This is a genomic window from Acinetobacter sp. B-6 (genome assembly GCF_056930735.1).
This window is the reverse complement of record NZ_JBXPBY010000022.1, coordinates 47,868-66,772: the sequence shown is the minus strand read 5'-3', so window position 1 is coordinate 66,772 and position 18,905 is coordinate 47,868. Positions and strand designations below refer to the sequence as shown.

Annotated in this window: 16 protein-coding genes; 11 read left to right on the top strand and 5 right to left on the bottom strand. The window is 38.4% G+C overall.

Annotated features, from left to right (window positions below):
• The 6 genes from AC1Z3T_RS20210 to AC1Z3T_RS20185 form a co-directional block, all read left to right on the top strand.
• Positions 1-2,675: YadA-like family protein (locus tag AC1Z3T_RS20210; protein WP_483396925.1), on the top strand; the 2,675-nt coding region annotated here is incomplete at its 5' end.
• Between the two features lie 64 nt (positions 2,676-2,739).
• On the top strand, positions 2,740-3,534 hold the full coding sequence (gene tpgA / locus AC1Z3T_RS20205) for a trimeric autotransporter adhesin/peptidogylcan-associated protein TpgA (RefSeq protein ID WP_005034935.1): 795 nt from the start codon (positions 2,740-2,742) through the stop codon (positions 3,532-3,534).
• Positions 3,535-4,129: 595 nt separating this feature from the next.
• Positions 4,130-5,959 carry a dihydroxy-acid dehydratase gene (gene ilvD / locus AC1Z3T_RS20200; RefSeq protein WP_005034938.1) on the top strand — a complete coding sequence of 610 codons (1,830 nt, stop codon included), beginning with the start codon at positions 4,130-4,132 and terminating at the stop codon, positions 5,957-5,959.
• A 254-nt stretch (positions 5,960-6,213) separates the two neighbouring features.
• Positions 6,214-7,569, top strand: a complete 1,356-nt coding sequence (locus tag AC1Z3T_RS20195) for a hypothetical protein (protein WP_042087746.1) — start codon at positions 6,214-6,216, stop codon at positions 7,567-7,569.
• On the top strand, positions 7,547-7,837 hold the full coding sequence (locus tag AC1Z3T_RS20190; RefSeq protein WP_004825764.1) for a chorismate mutase: 291 nt from the start codon (positions 7,547-7,549) through the stop codon (positions 7,835-7,837). The genes AC1Z3T_RS20195 and AC1Z3T_RS20190 overlap by 23 nt, the downstream gene beginning before the upstream one ends.
• Before the next feature lie 56 nt (positions 7,838-7,893).
• Positions 7,894-8,271: a surface-adhesin E family protein gene (locus AC1Z3T_RS20185; RefSeq protein ID WP_005034942.1), complete on the top strand. Its 378-nt coding sequence runs from the start codon at positions 7,894-7,896 to the stop codon at positions 8,269-8,271.
• Positions 8,272-8,408: 137 nt separating this feature from the next.
• On the opposite strand, the gene AC1Z3T_RS20180 is transcribed toward AC1Z3T_RS20185, so the two are convergent.
• Positions 8,409-9,788 (bottom strand): glutamine synthetase family protein, encoded by a 1,380-nt coding sequence (locus AC1Z3T_RS20180; protein WP_100886210.1) that lies wholly within the window; start codon positions 9,786-9,788, stop codon positions 8,409-8,411.
• Positions 9,789-9,994: 206 nt separating this feature from the next.
• Between AC1Z3T_RS20180 and AC1Z3T_RS20175 the strand changes: the two genes are divergently transcribed.
• Positions 9,995-10,738 carry a sulfite exporter TauE/SafE family protein gene (locus AC1Z3T_RS20175; RefSeq protein WP_004825767.1) on the top strand — a complete coding sequence of 248 codons (744 nt, stop codon included), beginning with the start codon at positions 9,995-9,997 and terminating at the stop codon, positions 10,736-10,738.
• Between the two features lie 54 nt (positions 10,739-10,792).
• On the opposite strand, the gene AC1Z3T_RS20170 is transcribed toward AC1Z3T_RS20175, so the two are convergent.
• Positions 10,793-11,713 carry a LysR family transcriptional regulator gene (locus tag AC1Z3T_RS20170; RefSeq protein ID WP_009585431.1) on the bottom strand — a complete coding sequence of 307 codons (921 nt, stop codon included), beginning with the start codon at positions 11,711-11,713 and terminating at the stop codon, positions 10,793-10,795.
• Positions 11,714-12,025: 312 nt separating this feature from the next.
• On the opposite strand from AC1Z3T_RS20170, the gene AC1Z3T_RS20165 reads away from it, so the two are divergent.
• The 4 genes from AC1Z3T_RS20165 (at position 12,026) to AC1Z3T_RS20150 (ending at position 14,963) form a co-directional block, all read left to right on the top strand.
• Positions 12,026-12,715 (top strand): aspartate/glutamate racemase family protein, encoded by a 690-nt coding sequence (locus AC1Z3T_RS20165; RefSeq protein ID WP_483396922.1) that lies wholly within the window; start codon positions 12,026-12,028, stop codon positions 12,713-12,715.
• Positions 12,716-13,021: 306 nt separating this feature from the next.
• The gene (locus AC1Z3T_RS20160; protein WP_100886209.1) at positions 13,022-13,345 is read left to right on the top strand and encodes a hypothetical protein; all 324 of its coding nucleotides are present in this window, start codon (positions 13,022-13,024) and stop codon (positions 13,343-13,345) included.
• Between the two features lies 1 nt (position 13,346).
• A complete protein-coding gene (locus AC1Z3T_RS20155; RefSeq protein ID WP_100886208.1) occupies positions 13,347-14,258 on the top strand; it encodes a hypothetical protein in 912 nt (303 codons plus the stop codon).
• Between the two features lie 9 nt (positions 14,259-14,267).
• A complete protein-coding gene (locus AC1Z3T_RS20150) occupies positions 14,268-14,963 on the top strand; it encodes a hypothetical protein (protein ID WP_009585374.1) in 696 nt (231 codons plus the stop codon).
• Between the two features lie 89 nt (positions 14,964-15,052).
• On the opposite strand, the gene AC1Z3T_RS20145 is transcribed toward AC1Z3T_RS20150, so the two are convergent.
• From AC1Z3T_RS20145 to ileS, 3 genes are read right to left on the bottom strand one after another with little or no spacing between them, the layout of a single operon-like run.
• Positions 15,053-15,538 carry an FKBP-type peptidyl-prolyl cis-trans isomerase gene (locus AC1Z3T_RS20145; protein WP_100886207.1) on the bottom strand — a complete coding sequence of 162 codons (486 nt, stop codon included), beginning with the start codon at positions 15,536-15,538 and terminating at the stop codon, positions 15,053-15,055.
• Positions 15,531-16,070, bottom strand: a complete 540-nt coding sequence (gene lspA / locus AC1Z3T_RS20140; RefSeq protein ID WP_004825774.1) for a signal peptidase II — start codon at positions 16,068-16,070, stop codon at positions 15,531-15,533. Before lspA ends, AC1Z3T_RS20145 begins: the two co-directional genes overlap by 8 nt.
• Positions 16,063-18,903, bottom strand: a complete 2,841-nt coding sequence (gene ileS, locus AC1Z3T_RS20135) for an isoleucine--tRNA ligase (RefSeq protein WP_100886206.1) — start codon at positions 18,901-18,903, stop codon at positions 16,063-16,065. The genes lspA and ileS overlap by 8 nt, the downstream gene beginning before the upstream one ends.
• Between the last annotated feature and the right edge of the window lie 2 nt (positions 18,904-18,905).

The window sequence follows — 18,905 nt, the reverse complement described above, 5'->3', positions numbered from 1 at the left end:
TGAACTATAACAATGTCACTTTAGCAGGTACAAATGGCACAATAATCAGAAATGTTAAAGCGGGTGCTGTGACCTCAACATCTACTGATGCCATCAATGGTAGCCAATTATACGATATTGCAAACAGCGTGAAGAATGCAATTGGTGGTTCAACTACCAGAGATGTAACGACTGGTGCAATCACAACGACCAATATTGGTGGTACAGGTTCAAACACGATTGATGGTGCAATCAGCAGTATTAAAGATTCAGCGACTAAAGCGAAAACCACGATAAGTGCTGGGGATAATGTTGTCGTTACATCGGGTACCAATGCAGATGGCTCAACAAACTATGAAGTTGCGACAGCGAAAGACGTTAACTTTGACAAAGTAACTGTGGGTAATGTTGTTGTTGATAAGGCAAATGACACGATCCAAGGTTTGAGCAATAAAGATCTAAATTCAAGTGATTTTGCGACCAAAGGTAGAGCTGCGACTGAAGAACAGTTGAAAGCAGTGATTACCAGTAATATCACGGAAGTCGTGGATGGTAATGGCAACAAGGTGAATATTATTGACCAAGTTGTAAATACTAAACCTGACAATAAGAACCAAGATTCATTGTTCTTAACGTATGACAAACAAGGTCAAGAAACCACAGATCGCCTAACGATTGGTCAAACGGTACAGAAGATGAATACTGATGGTATTAAATTCTTCCATACCAATGCCGATACATCAAAAGGTGATTTGGGTACAACAAATGACTCAAGTGCAGGTGGTTTAAACTCTACAGCAATTGGTGTAAATGCGATTGTTGCGAATGGTGCAGATAGTTCAGTTGCTTTAGGTCATAACACCAAAGTCAATGGTAAACAATCAATTGCAATTGGTTCTGGTGCAGAAGCTTTAGGCAATCAATCGATCAGTATTGGTACAGGTAACAAAGTCACTGGTGATCATTCGGGTGCGATTGGTGATCCAACTATTGTAAATGGTGCAAACAGCTACTCTGTGGGTAATAACAACCAAGTACTTACAGATGACACTTTCGTACTTGGAAACAATGTCACCAAAACTGTTGCTGGTTCAGTAGTATTGGGTAACGGTTCAGCTGCAACGACAGGTGCTGGTGAGGCAGGCTATGCCTTATCTGTAGCAACAAATGCAGATAAAGCCGCGATCAATAAAACTACGTCAAGCACTGGTGCTGTTGCAGTTGGTGATGCGTCGAGCGGTATTTATCGTCAAATTACCGGTGTTGCTGCGGGTAGCGTAGATTCAGATGCTGTGAACGTTGCACAGTTAAAAGCGGTGGGTAACCAAGTTGTAACGACTCAAACTACATTGGTGAACAGTTTGGGTGGTAACGCTAAAGTAAATGCAGACGGTACGATTACAGGACCAACTTATAATGTTGCTCAAGGTAATCAGACCAATGTTGGTGATGCATTAACTGCGCTTGATAACGCAATTAATACTGCGGCAACAACATCTAAATCGACTGTTTCTAATGGTCAGAATATTGTTGTCAGCAAGAGCAAAAATGCAGATGGTTCAGACAACTATGAAGTATCAACAGCAAAAGACTTGACAGTTGATTCTGTCAAAGCGGGTGATACGGTTCTGAATAATGCAGGTATTACAATTGGCAATAACGCAGTTGTATTGAACAACACTGGATTAACCATTAGTGGTGGACCAAGTGTTACTTTGGCAGGCATCAATGCAGGTAATAAAACCATTCAAAATGTTGCGAATGCAGTAAATGCAACAGATGCAGTCAACAAAGGACAATTGGACAGCGCAATTAACAATGTGAATAACAATGTTAATGAGCTTGCCAACAACGCTGTTAAATATGACGATGCATCAAAAGATAAAATCACACTTGGTGGTGGGACAACTGGTACAACGATCACCAATGTGAAAGATGGTACGGTTGCGCAAGGTTCTAAAGATGCTGTGAATGGCGGTCAATTGTGGAATGTTCAACAACAAGTAGATCAGAACACAACTGATATTAGCAATATCAAAAATGATATTAACAACGGTACTGTTGGTTTGGTTCAACAAGCAGGTAAAGATGCACCAGTGACGGTTGCAAAAGATACTGGCGGTACAACGGTGAACGTCGCTGGCACAGATGGCAACCGAGTAGTAACAGGTGTTAAAGAAGGTGCAGTGAATGCAACATCTAAAGATGCTGTCAATGGTAGTCAATTGAATACAACCAACCAAGCGGTAGTCAATTATCTTGGTGGTGGGGCAGGTTATGACAACATTACAGGTAGCTTCACAGCTCCAAGTTATACGGTAGGTGACTCGAAATACAACAATGTTGGTGGCGCAATTGATGCATTAAACCAAGCAGATCAAGCATTGAATAGCAAAATTGACAATGTCAGTAACAAGTTGGATAACGCATTCCGTATTACCAACAACCGTATTGATGATGTAGAGAAAAAAGCCAATGCTGGTATTGCCGCTGCGATGGCTCTGGAATCAGCACCATATGTACCAGGTAAATATACCTATGCAGCAGGCGCAGCTTACCACGGTGGTGAAAATGCGGTAGGTGTGACTTTACGTAAAACTGCAGACAATGGTCGTTGGTCGATTACAGGCGGTGTAGCTGCAGCGTCTCAAGGCGATGCAAGTGTGCGTATCGGTATCAGTGGTGTGATTGACTAATTCACTCGACAGGGAAGATCTTCGGGTCTTCCTTTTTCTTCGAAAATTTTTTAAGAGAGAAAAAATGAAAGCATTTAACAAAAAAATTATGTTTGGTGTATTCAGCGGTCTTGTGATGTCATTGAGCCATGCTGCTGAAGTCGAAAGTGCAAATACGCAAGAAATCCATTTTCCTGAAATCAAAGACAGCTATTTAAAACAAGTGAACCGTTATGAATATGACGATGTCGCACGTTTAGACAAGGGATTAACCAAAGATCAGATTCGCCATATTTTGGGAAATCCTCAATTCTCTGAAGGTCTTTTTGCGGTTAAGACATGGAATTATGTATTGGATATTCGTGAGCCTAACTCAAACCAATATAAGCGTTGCCAATTACGCATAGATTTTGATAAGCAATACCGTTCAGACAATCTATATTGGAAAGGTGAACAATGCCAAGGCTTAATGGCTTGGGGGATTAACAATCAGTCTGAGACGGAGCAAACGACTCTAGCCCCTGGTGGGCAGTCTGCAAGTGTTTTGTTTTATTTTGATCATGCGGATAAAAATGGTGTAAAGAACGCTGAAGTGATTCGTAAAATCGCAGATCAGATTAAACAATCTGGTGCGAATAGCCCTGTTTTTGTGGCTGGATATACTGATCGTTTAGGATCATTTCAGTATAACCAACGTTTATCTGCCCAAAGAGCGAATACAGTCGTTGAACTCTTGAAACAACAAGGCATTCGTGGCGAGCAAATTCAGTACAGTGCAGAAAATAAAACAGATGTGTACCAAAAGTGCACAGGGATTAATAAAAAGATCCAGCTGGTTGAATGTCTAGCACCTAACCGTCGTGTGAATATCACTTGGTAAGTCGTACTGCTCCACTATAAATTTCGGTAACGAAAGCAAGAAACGATATGTGTTCCACATTATCGTTTTTTGTTTTTTGAGCAGGTGTTGATTAAAAAATCAAGAAGCTGATGAGATTGCAAAAATTTCCAATTGATTTAAAACAATAAAGTACGCAAATGATGAAAAAACAGTTGTGTTAATGATTGGCTTGGGGTTTACCTTTCTGGCACAAGCATTTGATAAAAAAGTAATGATATTTCGATTATCAATATTTGAGCTTCTATGAATAGAGACCTTTTATAAAATTAAATTTAGTGATTATTGTTAAATGATAAATATTATTTATTAAAAAATAAAAAATTATTCATAGAAGTTTTGTGTCTAATCTGGCGTGTTAGCGTTATATTAAATATCAATATTCATTTATCTCTAAACCCTGTTGAAATATAAGTAAACATGTCTTGTTTAAAAAAAGATCATACTCAAGGTCATTGGTTCTACGTTAACTTATAGTATGATGTGTACATATTTCGACTGATTTATTGCTATATCAGTTTTATTTAGCCAGAGTGAATCTGATTCATTTCAAGCTCAAACAATGTTGGAAATACAAATGCCTGACTATCGTTCAAAAACATCGACACATGGAAGAAATATGGCTGGTGCACGTGGCTTATGGCGTGCAACAGGAATGAAAGATGAAGATTTCGGTAAGCCGATTATTGCGGTAGTCAACTCATTTACCCAGTTTGTGCCTGGTCATGTCCACCTTAAAGATTTAGGTCAACTGGTTGCGGAACAAATCCAAGCAGCTGGTGGTGTGGCAAAAGAATTTAATACCATTGCCGTGGATGATGGTATTGCGATGGGGCATGATGGCATGCTGTATTCATTGCCTTCACGTGATTTGATTGCAGACTCTGTCGAATATATGGTCAATGCACACTGCGCAGATGCCATGGTGTGTATTTCAAACTGTGACAAAATTACCCCAGGAATGTTAATGGCAGCGATGCGCTTAAACATTCCAGTGGTGTTTGTGTCGGGTGGGCCAATGGAAGCGGGTAAAGTTAAAATCCGTGGTACAGAACGTGCAATTGACTTAGTTGATGCGATGGTGGTTGCAGCCGATGATAATTTTACAGATGAAGAAGTAAAAGAATACGAGCGTTCAGCATGTCCAACATGTGGTTCATGTTCTGGGATGTTCACAGCAAATTCGATGAACTGTTTGACAGAAGCATTGGGGTTGTCGTTACCAGGAAATGGTTCAACATTAGCAACGCATGCTAACCGTAAGAAACTATTCGAAAAAGCAGGTCAATTGGTTGTTGAATTGGCAAAACGCCATTATGAACAAGATGATTACACGGTATTACCACGTTCGATCGCAACCAAAGCATCTTATGAAAATGCCATGACGCTCGATATTGCGATGGGTGGTTCAACCAATACCGTATTGCATTTATTGGCTGCTGCCAGTGAAGCAGGTGTTGACTTTACCATGGATGACATTGATCGTTTATCGCGTAAAGTGCCTGTTTTATGTAAAGTTGCTCCTGCAAAGCAGGATGTGCATATGGAAGATGTGCATCGTGCCGGTGGCATCATGTCCATTCTCGGTGAATTGGATCGTGCAGGTTTATTAGATACATCGGTACACACTGTGCATGAGCACACCTTAAAAGATGCATTGGATAAATGGGATATTATTCGTACAGAAGACCCAGTGGTATATGAGTTCTTCCGCTCAGCGCCAGGTGGTGTTCCAACTCAAACTGCATTCTCACAAAATCGTTATTACCAGACTTTGGATGGCAATCGTGAAACAGGTGTGATTCGTAATGCTGAACATGCTTTCTCTAAAGATGGTGGCTTGGCAGTATTGTATGGCAACATTGCTGTAGATGGCTGTATTGTTAAAACAGCTGGTGTTGATGATTCAATTTTAAAATTTAATGGAACTGCACGAGTATTTGAAAGCCAAGATGCTGCAGTAGATTCAATTTTAGGACATGAAATTAAAGCTGGTGATGTGGTTGTTATCCGTTATGAAGGACCACGTGGTGGACCGGGTATGCAGGAAATGCTTTATCCGACCAGTTATTTAAAATCAAAAGGCTTAGGTAAAGAATGTGCTTTACTGACAGATGGACGCTTCTCTGGAGGTTCTTCTGGTCTTTCAATTGGACATGTATCACCTGAAGCTGCTGAAGGCGGTGTGATTGGATTGGTTGAAGATGGTGATTTGATTGAAATTGATATTCCAAATCGTACCATCAATCTTGCTGTTGATGAGGCGACCTTAGCTGCAAGACGTAAGGTTCAGGACGAGAAAGGTTGGCAGCCTGCTGAACAACGTCCACGCAAGATTTCAAAAGCCTTGAAAGCTTATGCTATGCATACCACCAGCGCTTCAAAAGGCGCAGTACGTGAAATCTAGGCGCTAAAATAAAATAGATCATTAGTTTAAGGTAAGAAGCATCCATAAATGGGTGCTTTTTTATTGAATTGACTTAATGGTTTAAATTTTATCAGGTTTTGGGATATTGATCATTCAGAACCGAATTGTTATAAATTTGCTTATGACTGATCAGCATCAATTTTTTCAGCATCTTCATTGAATGAATGGTATGCTTGAGCGAGTTTCAGTCAGTTTTCTCTCATTTATTTAGTGCTTATTTTGAGGCCCTTCCCATGTCACTGCTACGCCGTTGGTTTGATCCAATCCGATCGAGTTGGTTTTACCAAAAACCGGTTCGCCAAGAGGTGTTATCTACGGAACAAGGGCTGAGTATCTATCTGCGTTTAGATGATGTGTATAGTTATCTTGCGGTACAACAATTAACGCAATTGGATGATATTTTAGCTGATGATTTAAAACCCTTGAAGGTGATTATTTCCAATACATCGGCAGAACCCCCCAATGGGATGACGGTAGAAGAATGGCGCAATTATTGTTTAGAAGATGCCAAAATCTTAGCCAACCAACACCGTTTTAGTTATGATGATGAAAAACCAGAACAACCCTCTCCAGAAGCATTAAAACAAGCAGAAATCATTCTGAGAAATACACCGCTTACAGGTCAGAACTTTCTTTATTTACTCGAAGACGTCTTTCATATGCTGTGGCAACAACAGTATGGAAAATTACGAACGTTGTTTGTTATGGCGAGTCAGCACCAAAAACCACAAAATTTTCCTGAACGCATTTTTAGTCATACTCCTATTTTAGAAAGCTATTTTGAATTTGGTGGGCGAAAGTATCATGCGGTGGATGATTTATTGCGTTTGACTCGCCGTCTAAAACAACAAAAATTATTGACGGGTAATCCGATTTTCTTAATCAATCACATCGAATGGCGTGAGCATTTGATGAGTGATGCAGAAGAGCTTGCTGAAATCCAGTCCATGCATCCAGAACTCGATTTATATATCGCTTTAGAAGACCCAATCAGCTGGTTATTGTTGGCTTATATTAAAGAAGAACTTGCTAATTATTATAATATTCAATTGAATTTGTATCCGTTGAGCTATCACGGTCGAGATGCTTTTGACTGGAGTTTGGCAACACGTCTTTCCAAGCGTTCTGAAGTGAAATTTACACCATTTTGTCGTCCAACGGCTGAAAGCACTTTAAATATGGCACAGCTATATTACAGTGTGCCCGAAGAACAGCGCGTAGATGTCATGTATGACATATTGCAAGCTGTGTGGACCAAAGGGCGTGATTTGTCCTTTAAACCTCACTTGCAGCAAATCCAGCAAGACTTAGCAATCGAAAACTTAACAGAGATTGATGTTGAAGCTTTATTAAAAGTGAATGATCAGCAATGCGCTGAAAAGCATCAGCCCGATTTTCCAGTTTTAGAATTGCGTATTGAAGGAAAGCGTTACGTATTTAATAGTCTATATCGCGTTTGGATGATTGAAAGTATTTTTAGTAATGTGTTAGAACATAAATATAAAACTGAAAATGCGTTAGAACGAGCTCAACACATGAGCGAAGCACAGGATGTAGAAAAAACCAATGATCAAAAAAGAGAAGTGTGAATCTTTAGAACAAGTCCGTGATCGAATTGATCACTTGGACCAAGAATTGATTGAATTAATTGCAGCACGCCAATATTATGTGGATCAAGCGGTTCGATTTAAACGTACAGCGGAAGATGTACAGTCACCAGAACGTGTACAGCAGGTGATTAATAAAGTACGTCAAAAAGCCATTGATGTTGGAACGAATCCTGATTTGATCGAAATGCTTTATCGGGAAATGATTCAGCATTTTATTCAGCGAGAATTAAAAGAAATTCGCCCATAATTGTGCAAGAATTTTAAGTTTTATATTTCATCATTTATTTTACTTTAGAGAACGGTATGAAAAAAATTATTTTAATCTGCATAACAACAATGTTGAGTCAGTATGCACTTGCGGAAAATTGGAAATTAATTATTAAAGATCCAGATGGAAGCTTTTATTTAGATACGGATCGCCTCGTGAAAAAAGGCAAAACAGTCGATTATTGGGCAAAGTTTGTTGCTGATGCCGATAATGAAGAACTCGAAATGAAAAAAGGTGACTATACTTTATCGCATAATTTAGACCATTGTGTAGAGCGCACGACCAGCATTAGTTTAGTCGAAGATTACTTAAAAAATGGTGAATTGATTAACCGAGATGATCAAGCTTCTGATCCTAGCACGGTGGATGATGATGAAATCAATTTGGCTTTCTTTCAATCAGTCTGTAAATAATCATAGAAAATCTAGATTCATTTTAACTTTTCAGTATATTTGAAAAAAATCCCTTTTTTAAAAAGGGATTTTTTTATGAATCAATATCCAAAAAAATTAATGGATCTAAGCAAGGCAATATTCTTTAGAGTGTGTAATTAAATTCTCCAATCTAGCTCTGTTTGGGTAATTTTATTGATCACGGTTTGATATTCAAATCTTTTACATGCACACCACAACTGCATGAACTCTGTACCAAAATATTGTTTAAAAACAGCATTTTTTTCGAACAACTGCAATGCTTCAAGCTGATGGGTTGGTAAGAAATGTGGTGTATCGATGCCCTGCAATTGTGGGCTAGGTTTGGGTAAGTCGAGTGGGGTATGTAGCCCATGGAGTATACCGACCAATAGGGTTGCGACACAAAGATATGGATTGACATCTGCCCCTGCAACACGATATTCAAGCCGTTGATTGTCTTGATCTGCACAGGGGATGCGAATGGCAACATTACGATTATTCAATCCCCAATTGGCTTGTAGCGGTACATGATGCCCAAATTGGAATCTTCGAAAGGAATTGACATTGGGTGCCAAAATCGCCATGGATGCAGGCATCAAATCAATTAAACCTGCAATGACTTTATGCATGATCAGGTTCGGTTTTTTAGCTGCTTCTAATTGAAAAATATTTTCTTGCCATTGGTTGAGTAGACTCATATGAAAGTGCATACCACTGCCTGCTTTGGACATATTCGGTTTTGCCATAAAACTGGCTTGCAAATGGTGCTCTACAGCAATTTGTCGAATCATGCGTTTAATTGCCATGATGTCATCACAGAGTTTTAAAATATTGTGGCTATGCTGAATATTCAGTTCAAATTGTCCAGAAGCACTTTCAGCCACAATTGCGGTAAGCTCGATATTTTGGCGCTTTGCTTCAAGCTCAATGTGTTGAAGAATACGATGAAAATCATGTGGTGTATCTACATCGAAACATTGGGTTTGATGGGCTTGATTATCTTGTTGTTGATTTGATAAATAAAACTCGATTTCACCTGCCATGACAGGAAAGTAATGCATTTGGTGCAGTGTAGTTAAGATTTTTTTGAGTAGATTACGCGGTTCTAACATACAGTCTGAGCCATCATCCGACTGCATACTTAATAACAGTTGAGCATGTTGGGTGGGCTGATCTGCACAAGGTTTTAAACTGCCTAAAACGGGCATACATAAGCGGTCAGGCTCTCCGATATATTTGCCTAAACCGCTTTCTTCCACCACCTGACCATTTAAATTCATTGCATAAATCGACAGTGGGAAATAACAACCTTTGTACAGTGAGTGAAGTGCATTCACCTCAATACGTTTCCCACGAATATGCCCATTCAAGTCATGTAAGCAAATATCAATAAAACGTGTTTCTGGGTAATTTTCTAAGTATCGTTGCGTTTCGAGATAAAAATCATTGTTGTCCTGATGCTCACATAATAATGCTGTGGGGAAAATTTTTGTAGAACTGGCAATCGGCATATTCATGGTCAATACATCCAAAATGGGATGGAAAAAGTATAGAAAGCTCGGGTTGAGCAGTAACGTAAAATGATCGTAAATTCTTTGTCTGAGAAAAAGTCATCCGTGAGGATAGAGCCTCAATATTTAATTGAGGCTCTATCCTAAAAACAGTGATATTTCAAATTCACAGATTGGCGTAGCATGACCTCAGCATAGAGAGGTAAAGCGACATGATGGGATTTGTCATAGGTGTGTTTGCAATTGCAGGGATGATTAAGGGAACGATTGGGCTAGGTTTACCTGCGGTATCGATGGGTTTATTGAGTTTAGTCATCAGCCCATTCCAAGCTGCGACACTGCTGATTATTCCTTCAATGGTCACCAATTTTTGGCAATTATTTGCTGAGGGCAATGTGTGGCGGTTGGTGTGTCGTTTTTATCCATTGCTATTGGGAATCATTGTTGGTTCAATCTGGAGCATTTTCCCGACCTTAGGTCATTCTCATGGCAGCTTTCATAGTGAGGCACTGTTAGGCGCAATGTTGGCTTTGTATGGGCTTTACGGCTTATTTGCCAAGCGAATGCCAAATCTTGCTCCACATGAAAAATGGCTTTCTCCAATCATTGGATATTTAGGCGGTGCTTTGACTGTTGCAACAGGTGTTGTAGTTATTCCAGTTGTACCTTATTTGCAATCTTTGCATCTAAAGCGTGATGATTTGGTACAGTCTTTAGGTTTAGCTTTTACTGTTTCAACAATATGCCTTGCCGTTTTTTTACATCAGAATCCTGTTGAAGATACCCCGATTGACTATAAATTATCACTGATTGCGTTGATTCCATCATTACTTGGCATGTGGGTGGGGACAAAAATTCGTCATCGAATTCCAGAGCAAAAATTCCGTAAAGTTTTCTTTTGTGGTTTGGTGATTTTTGGATTGTATTCCGTGTTACATCAATTTGGCGTGCTGTAAGTGTCTTTTCCAATGATTTTTTGAGCTGCCGAGCTCAACATGCACTCGTTCAATTTAAGGCTGAGGCATCTCATCCAAAATCAGTTTAGTTTTTTGTGAAATTAAAAATTGCACAAAATGTTGGTAGGCTGTAGGAAGTTCATCAAAATTTTGTGCAGCCAATTGCAATTGGCGCTTTGCCCATTCGCCCACCAATTCGATTTGATGAAATGGATAATGCTGGTTTAACCGGATTGCAGCACGCTTTGGCATAATTGCAATCCCGACGCCGTTGGCAACTACCTGAGCAATTGCGGCAAAATTTGGTAATCTTAATCGATACTGAATGGCACAATTGAGTAATTTTGCTTGATTTTCAATAGATTGTTGTAGTGAATGATATTGCATTAGACCTACGAATGGATAATGCATCGCATCGATTAATTTTAATTGCTGCTGTTGCCCAAGCTCATGATTGGCTGGACAAATCAGCACCAATGGATCATCTGAAAATTCAAGTGTTTGCAACTGATGGTGATTAAAAAAGCTGGAAATTAAGCCCAATTTCGCATTACCTTTTTCAATCGTCTGGATAATTTCATTACTCTCTGCTTCTCTTAAATCAATCTGGATCTGTGGATTTTCAACTAAATATTGAGGTAACAGTAGCGGTAAATATTCACTTTGCGCAGACGAATTACACCATAAGGTCATATGGTTACTGAGCCCCTGTGTATAGGGTGACATGGCTTGTTCAAGCTGTTTAGCTTGTTGGATCAACCTTAAAGCTTGCTCTGCAAAAGTTTGTCCTGCAATAGTCAGTTTGACACCTGAGGCATGGCGAGTAAAAAGGCGAGTTGTATAGTGTTGTTCAAGTTTTTTAATGCGTTCACTTGCTGCTTGCAATGAAATAGACGAGCGTTCAGCACCTTTGGTTAGGCTTCCTGTGTCCACGATATTGATAAAAAGTTGCAAATCGAAGAAGTCTAGGCGCATGCGAATCATGAAAGGCTGAAATAAGATGAAAGTATAGCTGAATCATCATACAAATATACGCTATCGTAGTGATTGTTTCTGGAATCAATCAGGCGAGATTTCAATTGAAACAATGATAGCGTGATCACGATGGTATTGGATGAGAGTGACGAGATATTTTAAATGATGTCATGGTGAATACAGGTGCTTTAAGACCTCATTGAATCATATTGATCATTATTTTATTTGCTCTGTCCTCGCCCAAAACGCAATCCATTGATGAAATATCAACAGATCTTAGAATAGATAAAAAAATCTTAGAGAGCAAAAACAGTGAAAACGATTGGTTTATTGGGTGGAATGAGTTGGGAGTCTACAGATTTATACTACCAACAGTTGAATAAAAGCGTGCAACAAAAATTAGGAAAATTACACTCTGCGAAAGTCGTTTTAATCAGTATGGATTTTGCTGAAATCGAAATATTACAGCGCCAAGGCTTATGGGACGATGCAGGAATATATTTAAAAGAGAAGGCCGTTCAGTTGGAGCAAGCAGGGGCAGAGGGCATTTTACTGTGTACCAATACCATGCATAAAGTTGCGTCCTATATTGAGCACTCGATTTCTATTCCTTTCATTCACATTGCGGATGCGACAGCGAAAGAAATTTTAAATCAGAACATTCGCAAAGTCGGTTTGTTAGGTACTCGATTTACCATGGAACAAGATTTCTATAAGCAGCGGTTGGAACAGCAAGGCATCAATGTACTCATACCTCACCAAGCGCATCGAAAGATTGTTCACGATATTATTTATGATGAATTGTGCTTAGGCGTGATCAATGAACAATCTCGTCAGAAATATATCCAAATTGTTGAGCAACTCATATTAGAGGGTGCAGAAGGAATTATTTTGGGGTGTACAGAAATTTGTATGCTAATTGGAGACACTCCGTTTTCTGTTCCACTATTTGATACAACATCGATCCATACACAAGCTGCTGTGGATTTTGCTTTGTCGTGAGCTTTTAAAACGCAGTATGGGTATCAATAAAAAAGCTCCAGATGGAGCTTTTTTATTGCTATTAGCAAAGGCTTACATGATTTTCACACCTTGCTGACCCGCAGGGGTACTTTGAAGATTTCAACTTCAAAAACTGAATAATTCAAATGATTATTAAACTAAGTATTTAATTTTTTTAAAAAATATAGGATTGTGATGTAGAAATCGTGTTACTATCTGAAGGAATAGTAATGATTAAAAACATTCTCTTTTATAAATATTGAAACAATCAAAATTAAGCTGAATCTATAAAAAATAGGAAAAACTATGGCTGGTGGTTCTCAAATTATTATCAATAAAAATGGTATTACAATTATTACACCTGCAAAGTTTGAGGTGAAAGCTGGACAACATTTATTCAAAGATGGAGCTAAAGTAGAAACAAAACTTCCTTTTTTACCAAAAGGTACAGCGTACAATTTACGATATTTGTTTACAGATGATAATGGTATTCCATATAAAAATAAGCCTTATACCGTAATTTATCCAAATGGATCAGAAATAAAAGGAATAACAGATAACGATGGTTATTCATCTACGTTTTTTTCAAGTGAGGAAGAAAACCTCCAAATACATTTGGAGCTAGAATAGAATGGAAATTCCAGCAAAAAAAATTTCAACAGCAAGAACTTCAACAAAAGAAAACAATATTGAACACATTAAAATCACAAGGAAAAAACAATTATTTCTCTTATTTTATGCCGATGAATCTAGTGATGAAATTGCAAGAAGAATCTTTAAAGAAGCCGTTCAAACAAGATTAGTTATTATTAAAACTGATCCTATGTTTGATCCAGATATTCACATGGTTCATTGTCCAAATATTACCCACTTTTCTCAAATTCAAGTCATAATTGGTTTTTGGATAAAAAAATATGGCGGACAAGGTAAAGTTGAAATGAAGGAGGTTAGCTTTTTTTCACATGCTGGATTGAATGGACCGATAATTTATGATGCATGGAGTTTTGACCCTCTTGAGATTTTATTACCAGTAAGTCGAACGTCATTGCTTGGTACTCAAAAGAGAAATCAACTTATTCACAGTGAATGGGCAAAATTTAATTATTATTGGGGAAAAGATACAAGACTTAATTTCTTTGGGTGTAACAGCGCATATGAAAAGAAAGGAAAAAATAATTTTGCAAAAAAAATTTCCACAAATTTAAATTGTATAAATGTTCTGGTTGCTGGTCAAAGTCTTTCTTCTTATCCATCATTTCTTCCTGATAAGCGAAAAATTTCAAAAAAAATAGCAACATTAGGTATGTCCTTATACTATGATGATAATCCTATATACATGGTTGCTTGTTTACCGAAACAAGGTTGGGACGCGATGCTAAAGGAGGGTACTAGTGCATTACCGATGAATTTTTATAAAAATGGTATGCCTGTTGCTACAAATTATCAGTCTATATTTAATGACCATAGACAGCCAAGAAATAATATAAACAATGCTGAATTGTCTATGGTAAATAAATGGATAGAAAATGCTAAAAATGAGTAATTAGATTAAATGAAGAAATTAATTATTATTGTTGCGGTATTACTTCTTATCTTTTTTGGTAGCTATAAAATTATGAAGGGTTTTCAAGAAACAAATGAAATACAATTATTCTTTAAAATGGACGAAGATAATGATTTAAAAGATTTGCGAGTAAATTTATCAGTTCTTAAAGCTGATGGACCATCTGAATGGTATGCTTATGAGAAAACAATAACAGTGATAGATCAAGGTAAGGTGCTTACTAATTTTAAGTCTAAATATATTTTAAGTTATGAAATACAAGGGGAAAGTCAGTTAAAGAAAACTTCATTCAATGATATGTTAGAAGATAATGTATTTGCGCGAAAGGCAGATTATGAAGTTCATTATTTTTTTAATAATAATATCGTAAATATTAAAACCATTTTAAAGGATGGATTTTTGATAGCAAATAGCAAAACAGAGGGAAATATAAAATATTCAAATTTAGAAGATAATCATACTCAAAATTTAGAGTTTTTTAACCCTGAAACTACAAGTTATAAAATAACAAATATAACAAGTGAGTCACTTAATTTTCTGAGGACTAAAAAATTTGAGGAGTTAAAAAATGTTGGAAAAATTAAAAAAGAAGATATTTTTAAACTTGATCAACTATCGCATAAAGAAAAAATTGATTTATTAAATATTCATAATCATAAAAAATTTAATAAGCCTTTAGAATGAGTGATTTAATGGCTATTTTCAAATTAGCGCTTGATTACTCAAAATAAAAAAGCTCCAGATGGAGCTTTAATATTGCTATCAGCAAAGGCTTACATGATTTTCACACCTTGCTGACCCGCAGGGGTAACTTTGAAGATTTCAACTTCAAAGGTAATATTTTTACCTGCAAGTGGATGGTTAAAATCGACTTCGGTGATGTCCTCACCTACAGTTTTAACCACGCCAAATAAACTTTGTTTGGCTTTATCTTCAAACTCAATCATATGCCCTTCTACAGGACGCTGTTCGAATTTTACCGTATCAAACTTTTGTACGTTTTCAGGATTCCACGGACCGAAAGCATCTTCAGGAGGTAAGCTGACAGTACGACGGTCACCAGCACGCAGACCAAATAAGGCTTTTTCAAACCCCGGTAATAAGCTGCCATCACCTATAACTAAACTGACAGGTTCTTCACGGCTACGGGTATTATCAATTTCAACACCACTTTCAATCGCAACAGAAAAGTGCAGTTCTACTTTTGATCCATCCGCAATGCGTGTTTCGTCATTGGGATTAATAATTTGTTCAGTCATTTTGCGCTTCCGCACGTTGAATACGATGCTTTTCTAAAAAGAAGGTATCAATTAACAATAAAATGGTACCGAGGGTAATCGCACTGTCTGCAATATTGAATGCAGGAAAACTACTTCCTTGATAATGCAAATGAATAAAATCAACCACATAACCCAGTGTCATACGATCAATCAAATTGCCTAATGCACCACCAAGAATCAATGCGATTGCAGCAGGTAAAATCAGCGTTGTTTTTGGCATACGCATCAGCCAAAAAATAAAGACGATAGAGACGATACCCGCCAGTCCGGTAAATAAATAATGTTGCCATCCACCTGCATCGGACAAGAAGCTAAATGCTGCGCCGTAATTATGCAGTAATGTCCAGTTCAAAAAAGGCAGTACAGGGACAGGTTGAGCATAAGTCAAATGTGTACTTGCAATGTTTTTTGTCCATTGGTCAATGATAATGGCAAGGACAGACAGTCCAAGCCACATCAAATTATGAGGATAAAACTGGAATAAGCCCTTTTTATTTTGCGGATTAGGCATATTTTCTCTCTTCGCCTTGACCTGTAGGAAGGTTGATAATACAACGAGAACATAGACCTGGATGTTCAAGATGTGTATTTACATCTGGAAGTACATGCCAGCAACGTGCACATTTCTCACCTTCAGCCGCCGAAACCTTAACACGTAAGCCTTCAATATCCGTTGCTTCACCTTGTTCAGCATAGTCATAAACAATGGCTTGCGAGGTAATTAAGACAAAACGAAGTTCATCGCCCAATTGGTTCAATACTTTTTGTAGATCCGTATTTGCCCAAAGTTCAACCTTAGCTGACAGGTTACTACCAATCAGTTTCACATTACGCGCAGCTTCAATCTGTTTATTGACCGCAGATTTAACTTCAATTAAGGTCTGCCAATCCGCTTCAGAGATCAAGTTGCTGTTGGATGCAACTGGAATATCATACCAATTTGCAGTAAATACATATTTTTCAGTTTGTTCTGGAATCAACGGCCAAGCTTCTTGTGCAGTAAAGCTCAAGATAGGGCTCATCCAGCGAACAAAGGCTTGAACCAAATGATATAACGCAGTTTGTGCTGAATGGCGAGCTGCTGAATCTGCCTTGGTGGTGTATTGACGGTCTTTGATGATGTCTAAGTAGAAACCACCCAAGTCATTGATACAGAAACTCGTTAAAGCATTGCTCACGACATGGAAATTCATATCTTCATAAGCTTGTTGAATGGTTTTCTGTACATCAGCTGCGCGTTGTAAGATGTATTGATCAAGTGCAATCAATTGATCTACTGGCAAGGCATCTGTTGATGGTTTAAAACCATTTAAGTTTGCCAACAAGAAACGCAAAGTATTACGAATACGACGGTAACTATCACTTACACGACTAAAGATTTCATTACTTGCCGCAATTTCATAACGATAGTCACTTGAAGCAACATATAGACGTAAACCATCTGCACCTAACTGCTTGATAATATCTTCAAGTGGGATAAAGTTACCCAATGATTTTGATAATTTACGACCTTTTTCGTCTACGGTGAAACCATGGGTCAACAAGGCTTTATATGGCGCACGTTTATGAATTGCAATCGACGTTAACAATGAAGACTGGAACCAACCACGATGTTGATCTGAGCCTTCAAGGTATAAATCTGCTGGGTCTTCAAGTTCTGCACGTTCACGCAACACAGCATAATGGGTTGTGCCTGAGTCGAACCAGACATCCAAAGTATCACGGACTGCATTGTACTGTTCAGCATCATCACCGATAAATTCTTTGGCTTCACGGTTATACCAACCATCAATCCCTTCTTTTTCAATCAGTTTTGCAACTTCTTCAATTAATTCAGGAGTACGAGGGTGTAGTTCGTTGGTATCTTTGTGTACAAAGAATGGGATTGGCACACCCCAAGTACGCTGACGAGAAATACACCAGTCTGGGCGACCTTCGATCATAGATTTGATCCGGTTTTTACCCCAATCAGGAACAAAACCGATGTCATTTTCGATGGCATTTAAAGCATCTTGACGTAGACCATTTGCATCCATGCTGATAAACCATTGTGGCGTTGCACGGAAGATAATCGGTGTTTTATGACGCCAGCAATGTGGATAGCTGTGCTTAATTGGCAGATGCGCCCATAATTTACCGATACTTGATAAAGTCTCGATGATTTTTGGATTTGCCTTATAGATGTGTTCACCAGCAAAAAGCGGTGAGGTTGGTAAGTAGACACCATTTCCACCTACAGGGTTTTCTACTTTTAAGTTATAGCTTAGACCTACTTTATAGTCGTCTACACCATGTCCAGGCGCTGTATGTACAGCACCAGTACCACTGGTCGCAATAACATGCTCGCCTAAGATGACAGGCACTTGGCGATCAGTAATCAATGGATGTTGTAGTTGTAAATTCTCAAGTTTTGCACCAACAAAATCAGCCAATACTTTTGGATTTTCAAGCTTGTAACGTTCACATGCAGACTCAACCAAATCTTTGGCTAAGATGAGGTTTTGAGTACCACGTTCAGATTGTACTTCAACCAATTGATAGTCGATTTCAGCATGCAGTGCCACCGCCTGGTTGGCAGGCAATGTCCAAGGTGTTGTGGTCCAGATCACGATATCGGTTGGATGAGTAACAGTCAGTCCAATTTTTTCAGATAAGTCAGTCAGGCTGACCACACCAAAGCCGACATCAATTGCATCCGATTTTTTATCTTCGTATTCAACTTCTGCTTCAGCCAGTGAAGAACCGCAATCCATACACCAGTTCACTGGTTTTAAACCCGGTTCAATATGACCTGCTTTGGCGATTTCACCCAAGGCACGGACAATGTCGGCTTCTTGCTTAAAATTCATGGTGAGGTATGGATTATCCCAGTCACCAAACACACCCATTCGGATGAAGTCTTTTTTCTGTAATTCGACTTGGGTATAAGCGTATTCACGACAAGCTTTACGGAAAGTTGAAGCATCAACTTTTACGCCCACTTTGCCGACTTTTTCTTCAACTTTTAATTCGATTGGCAAACCATGACAGTCCCAGCCCGGAACATAGGGTGCATCCATACCATCTAAAGTACGGCTTTTTACAATAATATCTTTTAAGACTTTATTGACCACATGACCTAAATGCAATGAACCATTTGCATACGGAGGACCATCATGCAAAATATATTTTTTCTTACCAATACGCGAAGCACGAATCTGCTGATAAATGTTGTCGGCATACCACTCTTCTAACCATTTTGCTTCACGTACTGCGAGATTTGCTTTCATTGCAAATTCAGTACCTGGTAGGTTTAGCGTGGCTTTATAATCCACTGCATTTTCAGAAGTTTGCTTATCGCTCATGC

What these genes read in the sequence shown, in the direction of transcription:
- AC1Z3T_RS20185 (WP_005034942.1), top strand. Translation starts at nt 7,894, where the DNA reads ATGAAAAAAATTATTTTAATCTGCATAACAACAATGTTGAGTCAGTAT.
- AC1Z3T_RS20175 (WP_004825767.1), top strand. Translation starts at nt 9,995, where the DNA reads ATGATGGGATTTGTCATAGGTGTGTTTGCAATTGCAGGGATGATTAAG.
- AC1Z3T_RS20160 (WP_100886209.1), top strand. Translation starts at nt 13,022, where the DNA reads ATGGCTGGTGGTTCTCAAATTATTATCAATAAAAATGGTATTACAATT.
- AC1Z3T_RS20190 (WP_004825764.1), top strand. Translation starts at nt 7,547, where the DNA reads ATGATCAAAAAAGAGAAGTGTGAATCTTTAGAACAAGTCCGTGATCGA.
- AC1Z3T_RS20145 (WP_100886207.1), bottom strand. Translation starts at nt 15,538, where the DNA reads ATGACTGAACAAATTATTAATCCCAATGACGAAACACGCATTGCGGAT.
- AC1Z3T_RS20195 (WP_042087746.1), top strand. Translation starts at nt 6,214, where the DNA reads ATGTCACTGCTACGCCGTTGGTTTGATCCAATCCGATCGAGTTGGTTT.
- ilvD (WP_005034938.1), top strand. Translation starts at nt 4,130, where the DNA reads ATGCCTGACTATCGTTCAAAAACATCGACACATGGAAGAAATATGGCT.
- lspA (WP_004825774.1), bottom strand. Translation starts at nt 16,070, where the DNA reads ATGCCTAATCCGCAAAATAAAAAGGGCTTATTCCAGTTTTATCCTCAT.
- AC1Z3T_RS20155 (WP_100886208.1), top strand. Translation starts at nt 13,347, where the DNA reads ATGGAAATTCCAGCAAAAAAAATTTCAACAGCAAGAACTTCAACAAAA.
- AC1Z3T_RS20180 (WP_100886210.1), bottom strand. Translation starts at nt 9,788, where the DNA reads ATGAATATGCCGATTGCCAGTTCTACAAAAATTTTCCCCACAGCATTA.
- ileS (WP_100886206.1), bottom strand. Translation starts at nt 18,903, where the DNA reads ATGAGCGATAAGCAAACTTCTGAAAATGCAGTGGATTATAAAGCCACG.
- tpgA (WP_005034935.1), top strand. Translation starts at nt 2,740, where the DNA reads ATGAAAGCATTTAACAAAAAAATTATGTTTGGTGTATTCAGCGGTCTT.
- AC1Z3T_RS20150 (WP_009585374.1), top strand. Translation starts at nt 14,268, where the DNA reads ATGAAGAAATTAATTATTATTGTTGCGGTATTACTTCTTATCTTTTTT.
- AC1Z3T_RS20170 (WP_009585431.1), bottom strand. Translation starts at nt 11,713, where the DNA reads ATGCGCCTAGACTTCTTCGATTTGCAACTTTTTATCAATATCGTGGAC.